Source organism: Paractinoplanes deccanensis, from assembly GCF_016862115.1.
In the GTDB taxonomy this organism is placed as follows: Bacteria; Actinomycetota; Actinomycetes; order Mycobacteriales; family Micromonosporaceae; genus Actinoplanes; species Actinoplanes deccanensis.
Window position 1 is genome coordinate 34,316 of record NZ_BOMI01000145.1, and the last position, 22,323, is coordinate 56,638.

The window sequence follows — 22,323 nt, forward strand, 5'->3', positions numbered from 1 at the left end:
TCAGAGGCCGTACGCCTCCAGCAGGCGCAGCCAGACCTCGCTCACCGTGGGGTACGCGGGAACGGCGTGCCACAGCCGATCCAGCGGAACCTCGCCGGCCACCGCGATCGTCGCGGCGTGCAACAGCTCCGCGACGTCCGGCCCGGCGAACGTGACGCCCACGATCACCCGCCGGTCCTCGTCGACGACCATGCGGGCGCGCCCCCGGTAGCCGTCGGCGTGCAGGGCCGCCCCGGCGACGGCGGCCAGGTCGTGGTCGACGACGCGGACGCGCAGACCGGCGGCCTCGGCGGCGGCCGCGGTCATCCCCACCGACGCGACCTCCGGATCAGTGAAGATCACTTGGGGGTACGGCACGCTCGGCGGCGTGGCCACCGGCTCACCCCCGGCCCGCGCCACGATGAGGTCACCCACGGCGCGGGCCTGATATTTGCCCTGGTGGGTCAGGAGCACGCGCCCGTTGACGTCGCCGGCGGCGTAGAGCCACTCCACACCGGGGACGCGCAACGTGTCGTCGACGGTCAGCCAGGCACCGGGCTCCAGGCCGACCCGGTCGAGGCCGAGGTCCCCCGTGTTCGGCGTGCGGCCGACGGCGACCAGCAGTTCGTCGGCCTCGATCCGCTCTGCGCCGGGTTCGGTCCGTTTCTCGGCGGCTTGGGTCCGCTCTCCGCCGGCTTCGGTCCGCTCGCCGCCGGCTTCGGTCCGCTCTCCGGCGGCTTCGGTCCGCTCTCCGCCGGCGAGCGTGACGACCACCGTGCCGTTGCCGTTCCGGGTCACCGACGCCGCCTCGGCGCCGGACCGCACGGAGACCCCGGCCTCCCGCAACGAGCCGGTGACCAGCTCGGCGGCGAACGGCTCCACGAACGGCAGCACACCGTCGCGGGCCAGCACGGTGACCTTCGAGCCGAGAGCCGCGTACGCGGTGGCCATCTCGGACGCCACCACGCCCCCGCCGATGACGGCGAGCCGCCCCGGAACGGTGCCGGCCGCAGCCGCCTCCCGGCTGGTCCACGGCGCCGCCGCACGCAGGCCCGGAATGTCGGGAACGAGCGCGCTGCTGCCGGTCGCCACCACAACGGCGTGCCGTGCGGTGAGCAACGTCGTGGTGCCGTCCTCCCCGGTCACCTCGACAACCCGGTCGGCGGCGATCCGCCCCTGACCGCGGTGCAGCGCGATCCCGGCCGAGTCGAGCCAGGACACCTGCCCGCTGTCCTTCCAGTAGGAGGCGAACTCGTCCCGGCGGCGCAGCACGGCAGCCACATCAAGCTCCCCGGTCACCGCCTCGCGGGCTCCGGGCACCTGACGCGCCGCCCGGAGCGCGGCCGCGCCGCGAAGCAACGCCTTGGTCGGCATGCACGCCCAGTAGGAGCATTCGCCCCCGACCAGCTCCCGCTCCACAACGGCCGCGGTCAGGCCACCCCGCACCACCCGAGCGGCGACGTTCTCGCCGACCGGTCCAGCCCCGATCACAACGACGTCGTACGTGGCGCCGGCCATGTCAGTTGCCCTTCCGCACGCCACCGGTCCGCGCGCCGCCGGTCTCTTCGCCCTGCGTGCGCACGCCACCGGTCTTCGCGCCGCCGGCCTTCTCACCCTGCGTGCGCGCGCCACCGGTCTTCGCACCGCCAGTCTCCGCGCCCTGCGTGCGCGCGCCACCGGTCTTCGCTTCGCCGGTCTGCGCGGCCCTCCTCTGCGCGGCTCCGGTCTTCGCGCTGCTCGCCTCGGTGGTCCCACTCTTCGCGCCGCCGGAGCGGGCGGCCGTGGCCGTGCGGCCGAGGCGGATCGCGGAGAGCAGGAAGAAGATGGCGCCCGGGATGGCGTAGCCGATCGCGTTGGTCAGCGCCGGGTCGTCCGCCGCGGCACCCGCGATGAACGAGCCGCCGGCGAGCACGGAGATGCCACCGCTGACGATCATCGGCCACTGACCGCCCATCGCGCGGCGGGTGACGCCCACGACGAGCTGCACGAGCCCGGCCACGATCGCCCACGCGCCCCAGACGCGCAGCACCGCCGGAATGCCCGACGCGGCGGCGAAGGCCAGACCGGCCGCCGCGACGAGGCTGACCACGATGTTGACGTAGAGCAGCGTCGGCCTCCCGGCAGCACGCGACGCGCGAGCGTCAACGACGGCGGCGGCCACGTCGACCAGCGGGTAGAGCACGAGCAGCGTGACCGCGAGCGGCCCCAGATGCTTCGCGGTCGTGAACATGACGCCGGCCCAGACGATCGCGAACGCGAAGCGAGCGAAGTAGAGCCGCCGCAGTGCGGACGCCGTCGTCGAGATGCCAGGTGCGGCAACGATGGTCATGGATCCCCATTAAGTAGAACGAACGTTCTGTCTACCTAACCATGGAGGCGCCGCCGCGGAGTTGTCAAGACAGAACGTTCTTTCTCTCTAACTCGCGACGAGCGCCGCTTCGCGCGCAAGACCGAACGCTCTGCCGCTCGAACGGCCCGGCGAGCGCCGCTGTCGCGCGCAAGACCGAACGTTCTGTCGCTCGAACGGCCGGCGAGCGCCGCTTCGCGCGTAAGACCGAACGCTCTGCCGCTCGAACTGCCCGGCGAGCGCCGCTGTCGCGCGCAAGACCGAACGCTCTGCCGCTCGAACGGCCCGACGAGCAGACAGCGAGCAGCCCGAACGAGGAGGCCAACGATCCCGTTAGCGAGACCGAACGTTCTGTCCATTACGATGGCGGCATGGCCCGCCCCCCAGCCACGCACTCCGAGGCACGCGACCGCCTTCTCGGCAAGGCATCAGAGGTCTTCTACACCCAGGGCATCCACGCCATCGGGGTCGACCGGCTGATCGCCGAGGCCGGGATCACGCGGGCCACGTTCTACCGGCACTTCCCCAGCAAGGAAGACCTTGTTCTCGCCTATCTGCGGGAGGCCGACCAGACGATCCGCCGGCACGTGCGGGCGGCCGCCGTCGGCGAGCCGGCCGATGCCGTGCGGGCCGTCGCCGCCTCGATCGCCGAGGACATCCGGTCGAAGGGCTTTCGGGGGTGTGCGTTCCTCAACGCGGCGGCCGAATATCCCAATCCCGGCGATCCGGTCAACCAGGCCGTCATCGCGCACCGGCAGTGGTTCCTCGAGACGATCACCGGTTTGATGGCGGGCATCGACGCGGACAAGGCCGAGGCCGCCGCCCAGCACTTCGTCATGCTGCGGGACGGCGCGATGGCGTCCGGGTGCCTCTTCGCCCCCGACATGGTCGCCGAGACGTTCCTGCGCGGTGTCGACGGACTCGTCCGGCTCATGTAGGGCGAAGACGACGAATGTAGGGCGAAAAGGCGAATGTAGGGCGAAGACGGCGGCGAATGTAGGGCGAAAACGGCGAATGTAGAGCGAAGACGGCGAAATCCAGGCTGGAGGGCGAAACCCGCGCGCATCCCTTAGCGTCGATCGGTATGACGAGCTCTATCGGGCGCATCCCCGTCGTCGGTGTCGGGCCGGTCGTCGAGCACGGCACGCGGCCGGCGAAATCGGTGACCGGTGAGGAGTTCGAGGTCACCGCCACGGTCTTCCGGGAGGGGCACGACGCGGTGAACGCCACCGTCGTGCTCACCGATCCGCTGGGGCAGGAGCACGCGCTGCCGATGACGCGGGTCAACGCCGGCCTCGACGCGTGGTCGGCCACGGTCAGCGCCGACCGGGCGGGGCGCTGGTCGTTCCGGGTGGAGGGCTGGTCCGATCCGTACGGCACCTGGCACCACGACGCCGTCATCAAGGTGGAGGCCGGCGTCGACGTCGAGTTGATGCTCGAGGAGGGCGCCCGGGTTCTGGAGCGGGCGATCGCCGAGGTGCCCCGTACCAAGGAGCAGTGCACGCCGCTGGCCGAGGCGGTCGCCGCGATGCGGGACACCGGGCGGACGCCGGAGGGGCGGCTGAGCGCCGGCATCTCCGAGGCCGTGCGCTGGGAGTTGCAGACGCGGCCGCTGCGGGACTTCGTCTCGCCGTCGGCCGATCTGCCGTGGCTGGTCGAGCGGGACCGCGCCCTCTACGGCGCCTGGTACGAGCTGTTCCCGCGCTCCGAGGGCGCCCGTTTCGACGAGGAGACCGGCCGCTGGGTGAGCGGCACCTTCGCGACCGCCGCCCAGCGCCTCGACGCCGTCGCGGGCATGGGGTTCGACGTGGTCTATCTGACGCCGGTGCACCCGATCGGCCGGGTGAACCGCAAGGGCCGCAACAACTCGCTGGTCGCCGAGCCCGGCGATCCCGGCTCGCCGTACGCGATCGGCTCCGCCGAGGGCGGGCACGACGCGATCCATCCGGACCTGGGCACGTTCGACGACTTCGACGCCTTCGTCGCCCGGGCTCGCGAGCTGGGCCTGGAGGTCGCGCTGGACCTGGCGCTCAACTGCGCGCCCGACCATCCGTGGGTCACCGCTCATCCCGAGTGGTTCACGACCCGCGCCGACGGCTCGATCGCGTACGCCGAGAATCCGCCGAAGAAGTACCAGGACATCTACCCGCTCAACTTCGACAACGACCCCGAGGGCCTGTACGCCGAGATCCTGCGCGTGGTCCGGGTGTGGCTCGACCACGGGGTCACCATCTTCCGGGTCGACAATCCGCACACGAAGCCGCTGTGGCTGTGGGAGCGGCTGATCGCCGACAACGATCCGGACGTCATCTGGCTGGCCGAGGCGTTCACCCGGCCGGCGATGATGCACACGCTCGCGAAGGTCGGCTTCCAGCAGTCGTACACGTACTACGCCTGGCGGCACACCAAGCCGGAGCTGGAGGAGTACTGCTCGGAGCTCGCCGGCCCGGCCGCCGCGTACATGCGACCGAGTTTCTGGCCGACCACGCACGACATCCTCACGCCGTTCATGCAGCGCGGCGGCCCCGAGGCGTGGATGCTGCGCGCGGCGCTGGCGGCGACCCTCTCCCCCTCGTACGGCATCTACGCCGGCTACGAGTTGATGGAGCGGGTGCCGCGTCCCGGCGCCGAGGAGCAGATCGACAACGAGAAGTACGAGTACAAGGACCGCCGCTGGGCCGAGCACGACGCCGCCGGGACGACCGGAGCCCCGTACCTCACCTTGATCAATGAGATCCGGCGCGCGCACCCGGCCCTGCACCGGCTGCGCAATCTGCGCTTCCACGACGCCGACGACGACCACGTGCTGGTCTTCTCGAAGGCGCGCCGGGTCTACGACCGCGACGACGTGATCGTGGTGGTGGCCAACCTGGAGCCGGACGTCACCCGCGACACGTGGATCCATCTGCGCATGCCGGAGCTGGGCCTGGACTGGCACGACTCGTTCGTCGCCCACGACCTGATCACCGGCGAGCACTGGAACTGGTCCGAGCACAATTTCGTCCGCCTGGGGCCGGCCACCGAGCCGATCCACATCATTCACGTGCGCCCGGAGGGCATCACCGGTCCGCGGTGAGCCCCGCCGGCGGGAACGCCCGGGCGTTGTCGGCCACCCACGCCGCGAACGGCCGCGGCGGGTTGCCGGTGAGAACGCGCACCCCGTCCGCGGGGGTGACCACCGCGGCGGCGGGGCCCATGGTCTCCAGGATGGACGGGGGAAGGGAGCCGGGCGCCTCGGCCTCGCCGACCTCTTGCACGGTGTACGACCGGCCGAGCACCTGGTTGACGATCGCGATCTGGTCGCGGACCGACAGGCTCTCCGGGCCGGTGATCGAGTAGGCGCCGGACTTCGGGTGCGCGGCGGTCAGCGCGGCGACGGCCGCGGCGGCGATGTCGGCCGGGTCGACCACGGGCAGCTTCACGCCGGCGTTCGGGGCGCGCACCACGCCGTCGGCGGCGCCCGCCACCCACAGCAGGATGTTGTAGTCGAAGCCGGCCGCGCGCAGGAACGTCGCGGGCACGCCGGCCTCGGTGAGGGCCCGCTCGCCGGCCCGGTGCCGGGCGGTGACGAAGTTGGCCGCGCCCGACGGCAGCTCGGTGACCGCGGTGAACGAGGACAGCAGCACCACGTGCTCGACCCCGGCCTCCCCGGCCATCTTGGCGAAGACGGCGCCGTTGTCGTCGGCCATGGTGAGGTACGCGCGGTCGACGCCGTCCAGCGCTCGGCGTACCGCGTCCGGGTCCGTCAGGTCTCCCTCGATCAGGCTGACGTCGGCGGGCAGGTCGGCCTTGGCGGGGTCGCGGACCAGCGCGACGATGTCGTGGCCGCGGCCGGAGAGCTGGCGGGCGACGTGACCGCCGACGGTTCCGGTGGCTCCGGTGACAAGAATCTTCATGCGGTCCACGGTGCGCCGCCGGGCGCCGGGCCGGGAGAGACCTCGTGATGCTGGTACCGCCGATCCCTCCCTCCCGCCACGGCGCTGACGCATGCTGGTCACCATGGATCAGAAGGACCTCGCCGGCTTCCTGCGCCGGCGCCGGGAGCTGCTGCAGCCCACCGACGTCGGCATGCCCGCGGGGGCCCGCCGCCGCACGCCGGGGCTGCGCCGGCACGAGGTCGCCCAGCTCGCCGGCATGTCGCCGGACTACTACATCCGGCTGGAGCAGGCCCGCGGCCCGCAGCCGTCGCCGCAGATGCTGACCGCGCTGGCCCGGGCGCTGCGGCTCAACCGCGACGAGCGCGACCACCTGTTCCACCTCGCCGGGCATCCCGCCCCGCCGGTGTACGGCGGCGACGACCACGTCAGCCCCGGGCTGCTCCGGCTGCTGGACGCGTTCACCGAGCTGCCCGCCCTGATCGTCTCGGATCTCGCCGCGACCCTGGCGCAGAACGCGATGGCCGTCGCGCTGCTCGGCGAGCAGACCACCTACACCGGCCCGGCCCGCAGCCTCACCTACCGCTGGTTCACCGACCCCGAGGCTCGCGCCCTCTACCCGCCCGAGGATCACGAGTACCAGAGCCGGGTCCAGGTCGCCGACCTGCGCGCCGCCGTCGCCCTGCGCCCGCGGGATCCGTTCGCCGACAAGCTGGTCCGGGCCCTGCGCGCCGCCAGCGCCGAGTTCGCCGAGCTGTGGGACCGCCACGACGTGGCCGTGCGCCGCAGCGACCGCAAGCGCATCGTGCACCCCGCGGTCGGCGTCCTCGACCTCGACTGCGAGGTGCTCACCACGGCCCGGCAGGATCAGCGGCTGCTCGTCTTCACCCCGCGCCCGGGCACCGACGCGGTCGGTCAGCTGGAGCTGCTGCGCGTCATCGGGAGTCAGAGCCTCGGTACGCCCGGCGCGGCGCCGCAGCGGTAGGCAGCCCCGCCGAGGCCAGCAGGGCCAGCTTCTCCGCGTCGGCGGAACCGGCGTCCGGGTGGAACACGACGAGCATCAGGCCGTCGGTGCCGTTGATGGCCAGCCGCTCCCGGTTGAGGGTGAGCTCACCGACCTGCGGGTGGTTCATCCGGATCGGGCCGCCGGTCTGCCCGCGCACCTCGTGACGCGCCCAGAGCCGGCGGAATCGGGGGCTCGCCAGTGAGAGCTCACCGGTGATCTCGATGAAGCGCGGATCGTCGACGTTGTTGCCCACGGCCTGCCGCAGGTTGGCGACGAAGCACTCCGTCACGTTCTCCCACTCCGGGTGCAGCGCCTGCTCGGCCGGGTCGAGGAACAGGGCGCGCAGTTGATTGCCGCCCACGGCGAAGCCCGGCGACAGCGCTCGGGCGAGCCCGTTCGAGGCCACGATGTCGAAGTACCGGTCCTCGATGAACGCCGGCTGGATGAGGGAGTCCAGGAGCTTGAGCGCGCCGGGCGGCGGGGTCTCCTTGCGCGGCCGGCGCCGGCGCTGCCGGGACGTCTCCGAGACCAGCGTCAGCAGGTGGGCGAAGTGGTCCTCGTCGAGCCGCAGCACGCGGGCGATCGACTCGAGCACCTGGAGCGACGGGTTGCGGTTGCGGCCCCGTTCGAGTCGCAGGTAGTAGTCGGCGCTGATGCCGGCGAGCATGGCGACCTCCTCGCGCCGCAGCCCCGGCACGCGGCGCACCCCCACGTCCGGGATGCCCGCCTGCTCCGGCGTCACCAGCTCGCGCCGCGCCCTCAGGAAGGCGCCGAGGGGGTTCGTCGTCTCGCTCACCGGGCAAGCGTAATTCTCCGTACGGGGAACAGAGGGGGTCCTGTCGTTCCCCTGGCATCGGAGAGCTCTGGCTGGTGCGGGGAGCCGTGCCTAGCGTTCCCGGCATGACCATCACATTGATCACCGGTGCCAACAAGGGCATCGGATTCGCGACCGCCAAGCAGCTCGCCGAGGCGGGACACGTCGTCTACCTGGGCGCCCGCGACCCCGAGCGAGGCGAGAAGGCCGCCGCGGAGATCGGCGCCCGCTTCGTCCGGCTGGACGTCACCGACGACGCCTCGGTGCGCGACGCCTTGTCGGCAATCGACGCCGCGGAGGGCCGGCTCGACGTTCTGGTGCACAACGCGGGCGTTCTCGCGGACGGACCCGTCGACGGGGCGAAGGCGCTGCAGGCGTTCGACATCAACGCGGTGGGCATCGTCCGGGTCACCGAGGCGGCCCTGCCCCTGCTGCGCAAGTCGGCGAACCCCACGGTCGTCACGGTGTCGAGCAGCATGGGCTCGTTCTGGGCCGTGACCAACCCGGAGCGCCCGGAGTCCGGCCTGCCGCTCGCGCTCTACGCGGCGTCCAAGGCGGCGGCCACCATGCTCACCGTGCAGTACGCGAAGTCCCAGCCGGGCATCAAGTTCAACGCGGTGGAGCCCGGCCCCACGGCCACCGACATGACCGCCGCCTGGGGCATCGGGCGCGCCCCGGAGGAGAGCGCCGCTGTCGTCGTACGCCTGGCCACGCTCGGCCCGGACGGCCCGACCGGCACCCTCCAGGACGAGAACGGCGTGCTGCCCTTCTAGAGCGTCTTGTGGAAGACGAGGAAGTCGCACGGCGTGGCGACGCGCGGGGCGAGGGCCGGGTATGCCTCGGCGAAGTCCGCCGTGCGCACGATCCGGTAGCCGATGCGGGTGTACCAGTCGCGCAGGAACGCCTTGACCGGGTGCTCCCACGCGGTGGGGTAGAGCAGCTCCAGCTGCATGGTCGGCAGCCCGCGGCCCCGCGCCCAGCCCTCCGCGAAGGCCACCAGCTCACGGCCGGCGCCGGTGCCCCGATGGGCGGGATCGACGGCGAGCATGCCGAACTCGCCCTCCCCGGTGAGCAACTGCTGCACGCGCACCACGCCGGCCAGGCCACCCGCGAGGCGGGCGACGGCGAGCTCGCCGGCCTCGACGATCGAGGCCACCTCGCCGGGCGTGGTGCGCGGGCTGCCGTCGGTCCAGATGCCCTTCTCGGCGTCCGCGTAGACGGCGTTGACCAGGGCGGTCACCTCGGCGACGAAGGCGGCGTCCGCGGCGAGGGCGCGGTCCGCCAGAGCTGTGTCGGTCACCGGCGCATTATCCGTACGGCAAAGCATTGCCGCCGCCCGACGCGCAGGGTAGCGTTCGCGGCGCGCGACTAGCTCGATTTAGTGCCGGAGGGGGTGCCGTGCTGCTCGACGACTTCTCGCTCGAGATGACCGGCAAGGACATCGGCGAGCTGGCGGACGCCCGCGCCACCGTCCCGCCCGGCACCCGCATCAACGTGACCTTCCTCGGCCACGAGGACACGGCCGTGCGCCTGGCGGCGGCGCGAGCGGTCAAGGGCGGCGGCTTCGTTCCCGTTCCCCACCTGCCGGCCCGCCGCGTCGCGTCGCGCCGGGAGCTCGACGAGTTTCTGGCCGCGTTGCGGGAGGCCGGCGCCGCCGACGAGCTCTTCGTCGTGGGCGGCGACCCCCGCGAGCCGCGGGGCCCGTACCCCGACTCGCTCTCGATCATCGAGTCGGGAGCGCTGGAACGGTACGGCGTCCGCCGGGTCAGCATCGCCGGCTACCCCGAGGGCCATCCCGGCATCCCGGACGACGTGCTGTGGCCCGCCCTGACCGACAAGACCGCAGCGCTGCGCAAGCAGGGCCGCGCCGGAGACATCGTCACGCAGTTCGGTTTCGACGCCGACCCGGTCCTCGACTGGATCGCCGCGGCCCGCGAGCGCGGCATCGACAGCCCCGTCCGGATCGGCGTGCCCGGCCCGGCCGGGGTGCGGCGGCTGTTGCGGTACGCGGCCCGGTTCGGCGTCGGCACCAGCGCCTCGATCGCCCGCAGGTACGGGCTGTCGCTCACCGATCTGGTCGGCACCGCCGGGCCGGACCGCTTGCTGCGCGCCCTCGCCACCGACTACCACCCCGGCCGCCACGGCGAGGTGAAGCTGCACTTCTACACCTTCGGCGGCCTGCGCGCCACGACGGAGTGGATCCACCAGTTCGCGAAGACATCGTGAATCCGCGGGACCCGTCGACATGACGGCCGTCAGGTGCCGCTCAGCTCGCGGTCCAGGCTTTCCTGCGCCTCCCGCATCGCCTCGGCGAACCGCGGCTCGGCGAGCCGCCGCATCCCCTCGTCCGGCGCGACGTCCTCGACCACCGCGCTGATCCACCAGATGTTGCCGAACGGGTCGCGCACCCGCCCGCCGCTGCCCGAACGCATGCGTGGCGGCCGCGGTGACCACCCGCGCCCCCGCGGCGACGGCCCGCTCGATCGCCACATCGGCGTCCGGCACGAAGACCCGCACCAGCGCCGGCGTGGCCGGCCACCCCGCCCGCCGATCGAAGGCGAGCAGGACCGTGTCCCCCACCCTGATCTCGGCATGCCCGATGCTGCCGTCCTCGAGCGGCACCCGCCCCAGCTCGACCCCGCCGAACACCGCCGACACGAAGTCGAGCAGAGCCCCCGTGTCATCGGTGACGATCCACGGCGCGACGGTCGTATAGCCCGCGGGCTGCTTGGTCATGGCGGCTCTCCTCCAGGTCGTGGCCACTGATGCCCCGACGGTAGAGCCCATTGCGGCCGGATCCTGACCGCTGCGACCGGCGATCGGCATCAGCAGCCGATGGCGTGGCCTCGGGCATTGCTGCGCGGGCCGACGTGGCGTTCCCCGGCGGCTCGGCCTGATCACCAGGCCGGGCCGCCGGGGGCCGTGCTACTGGATCGCGACGTGGTCGGCGTAGGCCGTGCCCGAGGACGCGGCCTTCGAGTAGAGCAGCACCGAGACCTGCGCCGTGCCGGCCGGCGCGGTCGCCGCGACCCGCAGCGGCTGCCAGGTGGCGTTCGTTCCGGTGAAGTCGGCGGCGGTGCTGGTGATCAGGGCACCCGACGCGTCGTGGAAGCGCAGGTAGATCGACGGGGTGCCGGAGACGACGTACGCCCGGGCGACCGCGCTGTAGCGGACGCCCGCGGTGGCGGGCATCTTCGCGCTCTCCAGGCCGGTCGCGGTGGTGGTGCTGGTGTCCACGAGCTTGGCCGAGGTGGTGCCCGTCCAGGCACGGTCGGTCGAGGCGGTGTTGCCGCCGGCGCCCCACTGCGTCCAGCCGCCCAGCCCGTTCTCGAAACCGTGGTCCGCGACGGTGACGTCAGCCGTCCGCCGAATCTCCACCTGGTCGTAGTACGCCGTGCCGGTGTTCGCCTGGTTGGAGTAGAACAGCGCGCCCACCCGCTCGGTGCCGGCCGGTGCGGTCAGCGTGACGCTGACCGGCGCCCAGACACCCGCCGGGCCCCACGCTTGCGACGCCGCACTGGACAGCACATCACCGGCAGCGTTGTAGAAGCGCACATACAGATCGGGCTTGCCGCTCGTGACGTTGACCCGCGCGGAAACCGTGTAGCTGACCCCGGCGACGGCGGGCTGCCGGCCCGACTCCAGGCCGGTGCCGTTGGTGGCGGTGCTGTCGACGACCTTGGCGGCGTTGACCCCCTCGTAGGCGCGGTCGGCCGAGGCGCTGTTGCCGCCGGCGCCGTACTGGGTCCAGCCGGTCAGGCCGCTTTCGAAGCCCGGGTTGGTCAGCGGGACGGCCGGGGTGCGGGTGAGCTCGACGGCGTCGGCATAGGCGGTGCCGAGGTCCGCGTACGACGAGTAGAGCAGCACGCTGACCTGCTCGGTGCCGGCCGGCGCGAACGCCGTGAGCTGGAGCCGGCTCCACTGGTTGGCGGTGCCGGCGTACGTCGCGGCGGGGGCCGCGATCTGCTCGCCGTCCGCGTCGAGGAAGCGGAGGTAGAGGTCCGGGCTGCCGTTGACCGCGTTGACCCAGGCGGTCGCGGTGTAGCGGATGCCCGGCGCGGCCACCATCCGGCTGCTCTCCACGCCGTTGCCCGACGTGGTGGTGTTGTCCACGATCTTCACCGAGCGGGTGCCCGCGTACGCGCGCTCGGTCGAGACGGTGTTGCCGCCCGTGCCGTACTGCGACCAGCCGGTCAGCCCGCTCTCGAAGCCGGTGTTCGGCGGGCTCACCACGCCGGGCAGCGGGTCGGCGGTGTTGCGCGCGATCCAGTCGGCGACGGTGTCCAGCCGGGTGCCGGTGCCGCCCAGCCGGGTCTCGGTCTCGGCGAGGCAGCCGGCCTGCCACGAGGTGGCGTTGAGGGCGACGAGCTGCGGCGTGGTGCCGGCCCGGAACAGCGGCCCACCCGAGTCGCCCTTGCACGTCGACGCGCTGGACCCGGCGGCCGGGACGAGGCCGATCGCCCCGGCCGCGACCGAGTCCACGGCGAAGTCGGCGGTCGTGAGCTGCCGGGGCACCCACGACGTGGCGGTACGCCCGTAGCCGGCGCTGCGCAGCGTCTCCCCGGCGGCGGGCGCCGTGGTCGCGATCGCCACCGGCGCGATGTCGGTGACCGCCGCGTCGAGCCGCGCGAGCACGACCCCGCCGCCCGGGTGGCGGACCAGGCCGGTGACCGTCCGAACCCGGCCGGTGGCACCGGAGCCGAGGGCGCTGCGCCCGATCGTCACGGTGGTGGCCTGATCCGGCTTGCTGCCGGACCCCGTACCGAAGCACTCGGCGGCGGTGACCACCCACGAGGCCGCCACCAGCGCACCGGTGCAGGCCCGGACGTCACCCACGGCCACATGCGCCACGAACGGATAGGCGCCGCTCGCGGCCGCGCTTCCCCCGGCGATGCCGTGGGCCGGCGCCGCGGCCAGCCCGGTGGCCGCGACCGCGGCCGCGGCGAAGACCGCATGACTGCGTACACGCACGATGTTTCCCCCATGATCGCGTCGGCGCTCGTCAATGTCCGACGTCGACCGGAAGATTAGAAGATCATGAATGGGCTCGCAGCCCGCGAAGGTGAACGCCCGGCAAACGCTCAGCGAAGGCGCCGTCACCCGGATAAATACCGGCGCTCGCCGGTGGGTGGCCGCTACCGTGCCGCCATGGTCGATGTGCAGGAGCGGTTCGTGGCGTCCGGAGGGCTGCGGCTCTGGACCGAGCGGACCGGGGATCCCGGGCGCCCCGCCGTTCTGATGGTCATGGGCTCGGCGGCGCAGGGCATCAGCTGCCCCGATGCGCTGGTCGGGCGGCTGGTCGAGCGGGGCGTGCAGGTGATCCGGTTCGATCATCGGGACACCGGGCGGTCCAGCGTCGTCGACTTCGACGCTCATCCCTACACGATCGGCGACATGGCCCGTGACTGCCTGGCCGTGCTCGACGGCTATGGGCTGGAGTCCGCCCATGTGGCCGGGGCCTCGCTGGGCGGCATGATCGCGCAGTGGCTCGGCGTGCACGCGCCGGAGCGGGTGCGGTCCCTGACGGTCATGTCCAGCTCGCCGATGGGTCACGATCCGCGGCCGCTGCTCGCCCGGGCGCGGGCCGGGGAGCCCGCCGACCCGGACGACCTGCCGCCGCCGGCGCCGGAGTTCCTCGCGCATCTGGCCGCCGGGCTGCCGCCGGGCGTGGAGTCCGACGTGGCCCTGTTCCGGGTCTTCAACGGGCCGGTCCGGCCGTTCGACGAGGCGGCCGCCCGGGACATGCTGGAGCTGGCGCTGTCGCGGGCCACCGACCCGGCCGCCGCCGCCCACCATCACCGGGCCGTGTGGCTCGACGACCCGAGCCTGCTGGCCCCGCTGTCGTCGATCACGGCGCCCACCTCGATCGTGCACGGCGACCAGGACCCGGTCTATCCGCTCGGGCACGGCGTGGCGCTGGCCGCCGCGATCCCGGGCGCGGCGCTGCACGTCGTACCGGGAATGGGCCATGTCATGACGTCACCCGGCCTGCCCGAGGAGGTCGCCGACCTGATCCGGCTGTGACGGGCTAGCGTTCGACGAGCCGGCTCATCACCTTCAGCAGTGCCTCCCCGGACGCCAGTGGACGGCCGTCGGGACGCCCCGCCGTGTATTCGGCCAGCGCCTCGCCGAGCAGGGCCCGGGCGCCGGGCCGGTCGCCGTCGGCGCGGGCCAGCACGGCCAGGGTGACCGTGCAGTTGCCCGCGCCCGGCAGGTCATCCGCGGCCCGGTAGGTGGCCCGCAACGCGCGCATGTCGGCCCGGACGTCCGCCGGCGCCGGACGGCCCCGGAGCAGCGCGGCCAGGGAGCGCAGCAGGCCCCGGTGCTGGCGGATCAGCGCGAGCCGGTTGCCGTTGCGGACCAGCCGGGCGGCCCGGTCGCCCCAGCGGGCGGCCACCCCGCAGCACACCGCGATCACCGGCCACGCGGGGCGCGGCCCGGCCGTCGCCAGCTGTTCGAGCAGGCGCAGCGAGGTCTGCTGGAGGAGCCGGTACGCGTCGCCGCCCTCCTCCGGCTGCCGGCGTCCCCCGCGGGTCGCGGCCAGCACCTGCACGGCGCGCAGGTACGACTCGGCGAGGTGCGCCATCACCCGTACGCCTCGTGCCTGGCGGTTGGCCCGGCCCCGCGCGATGTCGCCGAGCCGCAGCAGGCAGTGCAGGCGGGTGGCAGCGTCCGGTGCCGCGGCGCCGACCTCGCGGAACATCCGCCGGGCGACCTCCCGGTCGTCGCCGCGGGCGCGGTTGTAGACGACCTCCGCGTGCCGCAGCGTCGAGCCGAGCTTCGCGAACATGGCCACGGCCAGGTCGAGTTCGCCGAGGTCCGCGAGCAGCCACGCCCACGACTCGGCGATCGACGAGGCCGGGTGTGCGGCGCGCAGGCTCTTCTGCCAGCGCTCGAATCGTTCCGGGAAACCCTCGCCGGTCAGCGCGGCCGACGGCCAGGGCGGCGGCGCCGGCGTGCCGAGCAGCTCCCGCAGGGCGGTGGCCGCCAGCCCTCGCGGCCGGCCGAGCACCAGGTCGACGCCGTGGTCGCGGGCGTCGCCGGGCACCACGGAACCCGCCGGCAGCTCCAGGCAGGCCCAGGTGGCCGACGTGCGGCCGGCCGCCGCCAGCAGCGGCCCGTACACGTCGGGATCCCCGCCCGAATAGCCGGTGATCATCAGCCGGGGAGCCGCGCCCAGGCCGTCGACGGCCGCGGCGCGCTCGGCGGTGAGCTGGCCGAGCTCCTCGATGTCGACCACCACCACGTCGGCGAGCGAATCCTGCTCGCGGGTCAGCCCGCCGTGCACCTTGAGCAGCGCGGCCGGCCTCCCCCGGGCCTCCCACGCGGCGAACTCCTCGTGGCTCGAGACGGTACGCAGCGCCGGTGAGCCGGGCGGTGCGGCGGCGCGCCACAGCGCCAGCGCGTCGTGGTAGTCGCTCGGCGTGCCGGGTGGCAGCTCGGCGGCGCCGCGGATCAGGTCGTACGCGATCTCGATGCCCACGTCGAAGTTGACCGTGACGTGCGTGCCGCCGCCCAGCAGGTGCAGCGCCGAGAGCATGTGCGCCTCGTTCGGCACGTCCACCCGCAACGCCAGGACGCAGTCGAGCGCGTCCGGCCCGACCGTCCCCCACAACCGGCCGAGGACCACTTCCAGCTTGTACGCCGCCCCGCACAGCTCCTCGAGCTGCTCGCCGGTGACGAGCGGGCCGAGCGCGTCCCGGGCGGCCTCGTGCATGGTCCGCAGAACCGCGTCGCGCAGGCCGAACCCGCGCGGCAGGGCGGCCGGCTGATCGCCGCTGATGCCGGCCCCGGTGAAGACGGCGGTCACGACTCGTCCGTCACCGTCGAACGCCAGATCGCCTCGAACTGGTCCAGCCAGTACACGTACCAGGCGCCGTCGTCGCGGGTCAGGTGGATGTGCATGCGCGACCGGATGGCGTCGTTGCGGAAGCCGTGGAACTCCACGTTCGCGAAGCCGCCGGCCGCGTGGGGGTTCACCGCGACCAGGCTGAAGCCCGGGTTGAAGCCGATCTCCCCGTACGCGAACGTGCCCTTGACCTGCCACTTCGCCATCGCCGCGAGCCGGGCCCGCGTCTCGCGCAGCGAATCGGCCGCCGTCTGCACCGGATAGTCCAGCAGCGCGTCGAGCTGCTCGGAGATCGGGTCGCCCGGGTCGAACTGCTTCAGCACCACGATCCGCACCGAGCCGCCCTCGCGCGCGAGCGGCCCCCGGCGGAGGATGTCGCAGCGCTCCTCGGTGAGGAAGTTCGAGCCCACCGGCGCGAAGATCCACACGTCCTTCGCGGTGCGCAGGTCGTCGGTGATCGGGTTGCGGTCGTAGTCGCTGCGGTCGAGGAACCGGTCCTCCCGGTGGTTCGCGAACGCGGCCCGCAACAGCAGGAAGCCCAGCCCGGCGAAGAGCACCGACCACCGTACGCTGTCCGGAAGGTCCGCACCGACGATCAGCAACGCCGCGAAGACCAGCACGACCAGCGTGGTGGCGTAGAGATCGATGTGCCGTCGTTGCCGGATGTCGGAGAGGATCTGCTTCACGCGCCGCCGCATGCACGCCATGATGCCGTCCACAGTGCTGCGTGCCGGTCATCCGTTCAGGGGACCTCGTCCGCCCGCCGCGTATGATCACCACGGTGGCGCCCTTCGTTCTCTTCCCCGGCCGGCATCATCTGCTGACCCGCTTCCAGGCCGACTACCTGCTCCGGCTCGCCGAGGACGGCTCGACGATCGTCTGGGCGGTCACCTCGGCCAACCACGAGAACACGAAGCGCAACCCCGTCCCGTACCACCGCCGCGAGGCCGCCATCGAGCGCTTCAGCGTGCTCACCGGGCTCCGGTCGGTGGTCGTGCCGATCTTCGACACCGCGCCGACCGACGCCTTCGCCGAGGTGACGCTCAAGACCATCGCGGTCGCCACCGGGCTCGACCTGACGCCCGGCAACACCCTGGTCGCCTGCTCCACCCCTCAGGTCGTCAAGCTGTACGAGCGTCTCGGCTTCCCGATCGCCTGGGCCGAGGCCGCCCTGCCCGTCCAGCCGGAACGGCCCTGGGACGTGCTGCTGCGGCTGAGCCAGGGCGACGACACGTGGCGCGAGCTCGCCCACCCGGCGACCATCGACGTCTTCGAGCGCTACCGCCTGGTCGACACGGTCCGCACCGTCATCAACGACCCGATCATCGGCGACGAGGGCGGCCTCACCGCGACCCGCGACTACCGCACCTACGTCGAGGCGTTCACCGTCGCCGCCGAGCGCAAATGGGCGGCCGTACGCCAGTACGTGCAGCCCGGCCGCATCGTCGACATCGGTTGCGGCGCCGGCTCCGTGCTGGAGCTGGCCGACCGCGAGCCCGGCCTGCACGAGAGCGACCTGATCGGCGTCGAGATCGCCCGCCACCTCTACCAGGAGTGCCTGCACAAGAAGGACCAGGGCGTCTTCCGCAACGCGAACGTCTACTTCTACCAGCGCAACGTCCTGGGCGGCGCCATCTTCGACGACCGCTCGGTGGACACCACGCTCACCTTCGCCCTGACCCACGAGATCTGGTCGTACGGCGAGCGCCGCGCCGCCGTGCTCCAGTTCGCCCGCCGCATCTTCGACCACACCGCCCCCGGCGGCGTCTGGATCAACAGCGACGTCTGCGGCCCCGGCGACCGCGACCGCCCCGTCCTGCTGCGCCTCACCCGCGACGACGGCGCCAACCCCGCCACCCCGCGCACCGACCTGGCCGGCCTGCCTCCCGCCGAGGTCAAGGCGTACGTGGAAGGCTTGTCGACCCGCGCCCGCCTCGACCAGTTCGCCGTCGACTTCGCGTTCCCCTTCTCCTACGACCCGGTCGGCGACGACACCGTCCGCCTCGACCAGGCGTCGGCCATGGACTACCTGACCCGCAAGGACTACACCGACAACTGGCTCTCCGAGACCCAGGAGCAGTTCTGCGGCCTGAGCTTCACCGACTGGACGGCCCTGCTGACCGAGGCCGGCTTCGAGATCGACCCGGCGTCGGCCCCGATCCGCAACGACTGGGTGATCGACAACCGGATCGCCCCGGTCGCCGCCCTGACCGACCTCGACGGCACCCCGCTCCCCTGGCCGACGACGCATCTGCTGACCGTGGCCCGCCGCCCCCACAACGGCTGACCGATGACCCTCGACTTCTTCGACGCGGAGATGGAGAACGCTCCGCGACAGCGGACCGGCGCCCTCTTCCACTACACGAACGCCGAGGCCGCGATCTTCGGCATCCTGCGCAGCGGCACGCTGCGGCTGTCACCGTTCGAGACGACGAACGACCCGTGGGAGTCGAAACCGGCCTACCCGGCCATCGCCGTTCACCACGACGACCGCGACCACGCCGACAACCTCCAGCAGGTGTGGGCGCAGATCGACCGGTCCCTCCGGTTGCACGCCAAGGTGGCCTGCCTCACCCAGGACTGGACGTTCCTCGACCCTGTCCTCGATCCCGATGCCCTGCGCGGCTGGAACCGGTTGGCGACCTGGGCACACTACGGAGGCCGGCACTCCGGGATCTGCCTGAGGTTCGATCAGGAGGCGCTGGTCCGCGCCTTCGAGAGCACTCCCGCGCCCGGAGCGCTTCTCCGGTTCCACGGCCCGGTGCAGTACATCCACGCGGCGACGCCGACCCTCGGCATGGACCTGGGCCAGATCCGCGAGTTCGGCGTCGACGCGGCCGCGGTCGTCTACGCTCGGGCCAACGCGGAGCAGATCTTCTTCCGCAAGCACCGCGACTGGTCCAACGAGATGGAGTACCGCCTGGTCCTCGTCGACCAGTCGGTGCTGCCCGCCGAGATCCCGATCAGCGCGGCTCTGACCGGCGTCTTCCTGGGTGCCGACTTCCCGAAGAGCCGCCGGCCGGTGCTGCGGGCGGCCCTCGAGCCGTACCCGCACGTCGAGGTGCTCGAGCTCTTCGGACCCGGCCGGTCGCTGCGCGCGGCGCCCATACCCCGCGTGGCTCTCGTGGACGACAGCTCCGTCGCGCCGCCCCGGCGCGACGGCACCGTGGAAGAACGCATCGCCGCCCTGGACGCGTGCAACGTCCGCGCAGCGCACCTGCGGGAAGCCGCGGAGAAGTCGTACACCGAGCCGGCTCAGGACCTGATGGACGCCCTCATGGCGATCGCCGAGGTCACGTGCGAGTGGCCCAAAACCGACGTGACGGTCGGCAGGTCGACCACGGCGGTCCCGGAGAGCCAACGGTCCCGTCAACCGGGCGTCCCGGGCGAGGTGGTCCACCTGGAGACCGGCTCCTTCTGCACCGTCCAGAGCCTTCCCGCGGGCGGCCCCACCCTTGTCGCGGCCGCCGCCCTTCAGGTCCTGGACGACGACCGGGTCCGCCTGCACGCCGTCGTCCGGATCGAGGAGCCGCACCCGGAGGAAGGCATCCGCCCGCACGACCACTGGCGCACGGCCCCCGAAACCACCCGCGCCGAGGCAGTCACCGCGATCCGTCAGGTGGCCGGCGAGTTGCTCATCGCCGTCGGCGGCGCCCGCGCGGCCTTCGACGAGTTGCGGGAGCAGGCGCGATGAGAACAGTCTTCGTCCTGGGTGCCGGCCTGTCGCACGCGATCTCCGACGCGATGCCGCTCACCGACGAGCTCGGCAACCTCGTGCGCGCCCGGGTCCCGGAGGCGGCGGCCCGCTCGCCGCGGGGGTTCAAGGGCGGCTACTTCGAGGCCTGGCTGTCCCGGCTGGCCGAGGCGCAGCCCGACCTGCTCGACCACGAGAACGCCACCAACTACGGCCTCTTCCTCCGCGTCCTCCACGAGATCCACGGCATCATCCGGGAACGCGAGCTCGAGGTGCTGAAGGGCGAGCCGAGCTGGTGGCTGCGACGGCTCGTCGGTCTCATGCACGCCGGCGCCGCCGACGTCATCACGTTCAACTACGACACGTTGATCGAGCACACGGTCGCCCACTCGCTCCTGGCCACATGGCCCTCCAGCAGCCCTGCGGAGGGTTTCCAGCTGGCCAGGGGCGTACCGCCTCTGCACGCTGCCGCCTCCAGGCGGGCCAGTGGGGGATCATTTCGGCTGCTGAAGCTGCACGGGTCGCTCGACACGTTCTGGGTGCCCGGCGACAGCTCGGGTGCCACGATCCAGCGCTGGCACCTGCTCGGCGGCTGGGGCAACGCCCGAGAGGCTCCCGAAGAGGCGCGCCGACGGGACCTGCCGGGTCGCAGTCCCTTCATCGTGCCCCCGGCCGCGGCGAAGTCCTCCTTCTACAACAACCCGGTCACCCGCGAGCTCTGGCGCTCGGCGGGTGAGGCGCTGCGCGGCGCCGGCCGGGTGGCGTTGATCGGCTATTCGATGCCGCCCACCGACCTGGTGACCTCGGGAATGCTGACCGATGCCCTCGCCGGTCGCGATGTCGCGGTGGATGTGGTCAATCCCCGGCCGGAACCGATCGTCGACCGCCTCGCCGACCTCGGCGTGGAGCGGGGCCGCATCAAGGCCTCTCTCGTCGAGGACTTCACCGACGAGTTGGAGACCTCGGCCGCGGAAACCGTCGCGAGCAAGCTCGCGGGCACGAAGCCCGACCGGTCGCTGGTCGTGGCGACATCGTCGGTCGCGGCCGCGCGGGTTACCGGGGTGCGCCGCACCGGCGACATCGTGCGCCTCGAGATCGAGCCGGTCGACTCCCTGTGGGCGACCACGAGCCTCGATCGGCACAGGCCCCGCACGCATGTCACCATCGCGACCCTGCTCGAGGATCTCGACCCGGGCACTCGCATCGTCGTCGCCTACAGCGACGGCTCCGAGGCGGCGATCGTCTCCGTGGGCGAGTGGCAGCGAGACACCGGGCTCGGGAGCGGGCGGTGGGCCGTGCTGGTTCCCTCGGCCATCCCCGAGCCCGTCGCGTGACGATCAGCGGCGCCGGAACTCGCGTGCCAGGACGTAATGAGCCACCTGCTCTCCCAGCCGCACTCCCTGGACGTCGGCGCTTCGGTAGTGCACGCCGCCCCAGATGCGCGCCTCGACAACCTCCGCGGTGGCCTGCGAGAAGCTCGTGAAGTGCCGCGTCGTGCCCGAGTCGGCGCTGTAGGCGCTGAACGCGATGTCGTCGCGGCCGAAGAAGCGCCACAGCGACGTCATGATGGCGCTGGTCGTGCAGGCGTGCCCGGACGTGAAGTCGGGGAACGGCGGCGTGATCAGCAGCGGCGTCCACGCCGGGTCGGCGGTGGTGGCCGGGTTGCCGTCGGTGTCGGCGAGCTGCACCGCGGTGACCGGGCGCCAGAAGTTCCACTGGCGCTTCTGGGTGAAGCAGGCGATGGTCGTGTCGGCGCGGGTCACGTCGGACATCGCGTACATGCGCGCCGTCTCCAAGGGACTCAGACGCTGGGTACGGGCGAGTTGCGCCTTGATCTCCCACTCGGTCTGGTGCCGGTCGTGCCACCAGATCGCCGCCTGGGTCTGGTCCTGGGTGCGCACCGTGCTGGTGGCCGAGCCGAGCGCCTTCACCTCGTTCAGCTCGCGGGCGTAGGCGGCACTGCCCAGGGCGGGCGGTCCGGCCGTACGGAAGTCGGCGCCGCTGCGGATGACGAACGGCCGGACGTCGGCGACGTGGGCGCCCTCCTGCGCGAAGCCCGGCGGGGTGGGCCGCCACTGGCCCGGTGCCGTGCCGATGTTCCACGTCGCGGTGCGGCCGGAGCCGTCGTCACGGCGGAAGGCGATCATCGCGGCCGCCGCTTCCTCGCCGAGCGCGATGCCGCCCCGCTTCGCCTTGCCGTCGCGGATCGGGGCGAGCGACTCGTCGTACTGCGCGCGCAGCGTCGCTGCCTGCGCCGGGAAGATCGAGAGGAGCACCTGGTACGCGGCGGTGGCGACCGCCGCGTCCAGCGAGTGGCCCTGCCGGCCGCGCACGGGCAACAGATAGGGCTCGTACGGGCTGCCGGCCGCGGCGTTGGCCGCGTCGTAGACGGCGCCCTGGACCATGGCGAAGACCCGGCCGTTGATGTACGGCGGCTGGCGCGCGACGTCGTACGCGGCGATGTGCGAATTGACGGCCCAGGTGACGACGATGTTGGCGTCCCCGGGAGCGGCCGGCGCGGCCGAGGCGGTCGCGACGGGCATCGCGGCAGCGGTCAGGGCGAGCGCGGCCACGACGGCCACGCGCCGAATCAATCCCGGCATGATCGAGTACCCCCGTATGTTTCGACCCGAATGACCTGAGCCTGCCGACGCACGCACTTCCCGGCAAGGCATCGACATACGGCTATATCGCCGGTATCGGCTTCTACCGCCTTATGCGCCTTTGACTGGCTGCCGCCACGCGCTCGCCGAAAAATG

General features: G+C 72.6%; 19 protein-coding genes and 1 pseudogene. 9 read left to right on the top strand and 11 right to left on the bottom strand.

Going from position 1 to position 22,323, the window contains the following annotated elements:
• Both Ade02nite_RS34930 and Ade02nite_RS34935 read right to left on the bottom strand, forming a co-directional pair.
• The gene (locus Ade02nite_RS34930) at positions 1 to 1,497 is read right to left on the bottom strand and encodes a dihydrolipoyl dehydrogenase family protein (protein ID WP_203773154.1); all 1,497 of its coding nucleotides are present in this window, start codon (positions 1,495 to 1,497) and stop codon (positions 1 to 3) included.
• 1 nt (position 1,498) lies between these two features.
• Complete coding sequence (locus Ade02nite_RS34935) at positions 1,499 to 2,308, bottom strand: hypothetical protein (protein ID WP_239169273.1); 810 nt, start codon at positions 2,306 to 2,308, stop codon at positions 1,499 to 1,501.
• A gap of 389 nt (positions 2,309 to 2,697) precedes the next feature.
• On the opposite strand from Ade02nite_RS34935, the gene Ade02nite_RS34940 reads away from it, so the two are divergent.
• Both Ade02nite_RS34940 and Ade02nite_RS34945 read left to right on the top strand, forming a co-directional pair.
• Positions 2,698 to 3,264 carry a TetR/AcrR family transcriptional regulator gene (locus tag Ade02nite_RS34940; RefSeq protein ID WP_203773156.1) on the top strand — a complete coding sequence of 189 codons (567 nt, stop codon included), beginning with the start codon at positions 2,698 to 2,700 and terminating at the stop codon, positions 3,262 to 3,264.
• A 146-nt stretch (positions 3,265 to 3,410) separates the two neighbouring features.
• Complete coding sequence (locus tag Ade02nite_RS34945) at positions 3,411 to 5,402, top strand: alpha-1,4-glucan--maltose-1-phosphate maltosyltransferase (RefSeq protein WP_203773158.1); 1,992 nt, start codon at positions 3,411 to 3,413, stop codon at positions 5,400 to 5,402.
• Here the strand turns inward: Ade02nite_RS34945 and Ade02nite_RS34950 are convergent.
• Entirely contained in the window at positions 5,386 to 6,222 is an 837-nt protein-coding gene (locus Ade02nite_RS34950) for an SDR family oxidoreductase (RefSeq protein ID WP_203773160.1), read from the bottom strand. The genes Ade02nite_RS34945 and Ade02nite_RS34950 overlap by 17 nt on opposite strands.
• A 103-nt stretch (positions 6,223 to 6,325) precedes the next feature.
• Here Ade02nite_RS34950 and Ade02nite_RS34955 point away from each other — a divergent pair, with 103 nt between their 5' ends.
• Positions 6,326 to 7,186, top strand: coding sequence for a helix-turn-helix transcriptional regulator (locus tag Ade02nite_RS34955; protein WP_203773162.1), 861 nt, complete (start codon positions 6,326 to 6,328; stop codon positions 7,184 to 7,186).
• Here the strand turns inward: Ade02nite_RS34955 and Ade02nite_RS34960 are convergent.
• Positions 7,137 to 8,003, bottom strand: a complete 867-nt coding sequence (locus Ade02nite_RS34960; protein ID WP_203773164.1) for a helix-turn-helix domain-containing protein — start codon at positions 8,001 to 8,003, stop codon at positions 7,137 to 7,139. The genes Ade02nite_RS34955 and Ade02nite_RS34960 overlap by 50 nt on opposite strands.
• A gap of 104 nt (positions 8,004 to 8,107) precedes the next feature.
• On the opposite strand from Ade02nite_RS34960, the gene Ade02nite_RS34965 reads away from it, so the two are divergent.
• On the top strand, positions 8,108 to 8,794 hold the full coding sequence (locus Ade02nite_RS34965; RefSeq protein WP_203773166.1) for an SDR family NAD(P)-dependent oxidoreductase: 687 nt from the start codon (positions 8,108 to 8,110) through the stop codon (positions 8,792 to 8,794).
• Here Ade02nite_RS34965 and Ade02nite_RS34970 read toward each other — a convergent pair.
• On the bottom strand, positions 8,791 to 9,321 hold the full coding sequence (locus Ade02nite_RS34970) for a GNAT family N-acetyltransferase (protein ID WP_239169274.1): 531 nt from the start codon (positions 9,319 to 9,321) through the stop codon (positions 8,791 to 8,793). The genes Ade02nite_RS34965 and Ade02nite_RS34970 overlap by 4 nt on opposite strands.
• A gap of 98 nt (positions 9,322 to 9,419) precedes the next feature.
• On the opposite strand from Ade02nite_RS34970, the gene Ade02nite_RS34975 reads away from it, so the two are divergent.
• Positions 9,420 to 10,247, top strand: coding sequence for a methylenetetrahydrofolate reductase (locus Ade02nite_RS34975; RefSeq protein ID WP_239169275.1), 828 nt, complete (start codon positions 9,420 to 9,422; stop codon positions 10,245 to 10,247).
• A 29-nt stretch (positions 10,248 to 10,276) separates the two neighbouring features.
• Here the strand turns inward: Ade02nite_RS34975 and Ade02nite_RS49780 are convergent, their stop codons facing one another.
• The 3 genes and pseudogenes from Ade02nite_RS49780 to Ade02nite_RS34985 all read right to left on the bottom strand — a co-directional run bounded on the left by Ade02nite_RS49780 (position 10,277) and on the right by Ade02nite_RS34985 (position 12,992).
• Positions 10,277 to 10,453, bottom strand: coding sequence for a hypothetical protein (locus tag Ade02nite_RS49780; RefSeq protein ID WP_239169276.1), 177 nt, complete (start codon positions 10,451 to 10,453; stop codon positions 10,277 to 10,279).
• A 40-nt stretch (positions 10,454 to 10,493) separates the two neighbouring features.
• Positions 10,494 to 10,847 (bottom strand): annotated as a pseudogene (locus Ade02nite_RS50825) (VOC family protein); the annotation flags it as partial.
• A gap of 99 nt (positions 10,848 to 10,946) precedes the next feature.
• Positions 10,947 to 12,992 carry a carbohydrate binding domain-containing protein gene (locus Ade02nite_RS34985; protein ID WP_203773170.1) on the bottom strand — a complete coding sequence of 682 codons (2,046 nt, stop codon included), beginning with the start codon at positions 12,990 to 12,992 and terminating at the stop codon, positions 10,947 to 10,949.
• 177 nt (positions 12,993 to 13,169) lie between these two features.
• On the opposite strand from Ade02nite_RS34985, the gene Ade02nite_RS34990 reads away from it, so the two are divergent.
• On the top strand, positions 13,170 to 14,045 hold the full coding sequence (locus Ade02nite_RS34990) for an alpha/beta fold hydrolase (protein WP_203773172.1): 876 nt from the start codon (positions 13,170 to 13,172) through the stop codon (positions 14,043 to 14,045).
• Positions 14,046 to 14,049: 4 nt separating this feature from the next.
• Here the strand turns inward: Ade02nite_RS34990 and Ade02nite_RS34995 are convergent, their stop codons facing one another.
• Both Ade02nite_RS34995 and Ade02nite_RS35000 read right to left on the bottom strand, forming a co-directional pair.
• A complete protein-coding gene (locus Ade02nite_RS34995; RefSeq protein WP_203773174.1) occupies positions 14,050 to 15,831 on the bottom strand; it encodes a hypothetical protein in 1,782 nt (593 codons plus the stop codon).
• Positions 15,828 to 16,568: a hypothetical protein gene (locus tag Ade02nite_RS35000; protein WP_203773176.1), complete on the bottom strand. Its 741-nt coding sequence runs from the start codon at positions 16,566 to 16,568 to the stop codon at positions 15,828 to 15,830. The genes Ade02nite_RS34995 and Ade02nite_RS35000 overlap by 4 nt, the downstream gene beginning before the upstream one ends.
• 83 nt (positions 16,569 to 16,651) lie before the next feature.
• Here Ade02nite_RS35000 and Ade02nite_RS35005 point away from each other — a divergent pair, with 83 nt between their 5' ends.
• Genes Ade02nite_RS35005 through Ade02nite_RS35015 form a run of 3 tightly spaced genes read left to right on the top strand, consistent with a single transcriptional unit; the run spans position 16,652 to position 20,898 of the window.
• Positions 16,652 to 18,157, top strand: coding sequence for a class I SAM-dependent methyltransferase (locus tag Ade02nite_RS35005; RefSeq protein WP_239169278.1), 1,506 nt, complete (start codon positions 16,652 to 16,654; stop codon positions 18,155 to 18,157).
• Between the two features lie 3 nt (positions 18,158 to 18,160).
• Complete coding sequence (locus Ade02nite_RS35010; protein WP_203773180.1) at positions 18,161 to 19,564, top strand: DUF2971 domain-containing protein; 1,404 nt, start codon at positions 18,161 to 18,163, stop codon at positions 19,562 to 19,564.
• Positions 19,561 to 20,898 carry a hypothetical protein gene (locus Ade02nite_RS35015; RefSeq protein ID WP_203773182.1) on the top strand — a complete coding sequence of 446 codons (1,338 nt, stop codon included), beginning with the start codon at positions 19,561 to 19,563 and terminating at the stop codon, positions 20,896 to 20,898. Before Ade02nite_RS35010 ends, Ade02nite_RS35015 begins: the two co-directional genes overlap by 4 nt.
• A 3-nt stretch (positions 20,899 to 20,901) precedes the next feature.
• Here Ade02nite_RS35015 and Ade02nite_RS35020 read toward each other — a convergent pair whose 3' ends face one another.
• Positions 20,902 to 22,167, bottom strand: coding sequence for a vanadium-dependent haloperoxidase (locus Ade02nite_RS35020; RefSeq protein ID WP_203773184.1), 1,266 nt, complete (start codon positions 22,165 to 22,167; stop codon positions 20,902 to 20,904).
• Positions 22,168 to 22,323 lie beyond the last annotated feature (156 nt).

Coding starts and splice junctions, on each gene's coding strand:
- Ade02nite_RS35020 (WP_203773184.1), bottom strand. CDS start 22,167: ATGCCGGGATTGATTCGGCGCGTGGCCGTCGTGGCCGCGCTCGCCCTG.
- Ade02nite_RS34945 (WP_203773158.1), top strand. CDS start 3,411: ATGACGAGCTCTATCGGGCGCATCCCCGTCGTCGGTGTCGGGCCGGTC.
- Ade02nite_RS34930 (WP_203773154.1), bottom strand. CDS start 1,497: ATGGCCGGCGCCACGTACGACGTCGTTGTGATCGGGGCTGGACCGGTC.
- Ade02nite_RS34990 (WP_203773172.1), top strand. CDS start 13,170: ATGGTCGATGTGCAGGAGCGGTTCGTGGCGTCCGGAGGGCTGCGGCTC.
- Ade02nite_RS34965 (WP_203773166.1), top strand. CDS start 8,108: ATGACCATCACATTGATCACCGGTGCCAACAAGGGCATCGGATTCGCG.
- Ade02nite_RS34955 (WP_203773162.1), top strand. CDS start 6,326: ATGGATCAGAAGGACCTCGCCGGCTTCCTGCGCCGGCGCCGGGAGCTG.
- Ade02nite_RS35010 (WP_203773180.1), top strand. CDS start 18,161: ATGACCCTCGACTTCTTCGACGCGGAGATGGAGAACGCTCCGCGACAG.
- Ade02nite_RS35000 (WP_203773176.1), bottom strand. CDS start 16,568: ATGCGGCGGCGCGTGAAGCAGATCCTCTCCGACATCCGGCAACGACGG.
- Ade02nite_RS34940 (WP_203773156.1), top strand. CDS start 2,698: ATGGCCCGCCCCCCAGCCACGCACTCCGAGGCACGCGACCGCCTTCTC.
- Ade02nite_RS49780 (WP_239169276.1), bottom strand. CDS start 10,453: ATGCGTTCGGGCAGCGGCGGGCGGGTGCGCGACCCGTTCGGCAACATC.
- Ade02nite_RS35015 (WP_203773182.1), top strand. CDS start 19,561: ATGAGAACAGTCTTCGTCCTGGGTGCCGGCCTGTCGCACGCGATCTCC.
- Ade02nite_RS34950 (WP_203773160.1), bottom strand. CDS start 6,222: ATGAAGATTCTTGTCACCGGAGCCACCGGAACCGTCGGCGGTCACGTC.
- Ade02nite_RS34935 (WP_239169273.1), bottom strand. CDS start 2,308: ATGACCATCGTTGCCGCACCTGGCATCTCGACGACGGCGTCCGCACTG.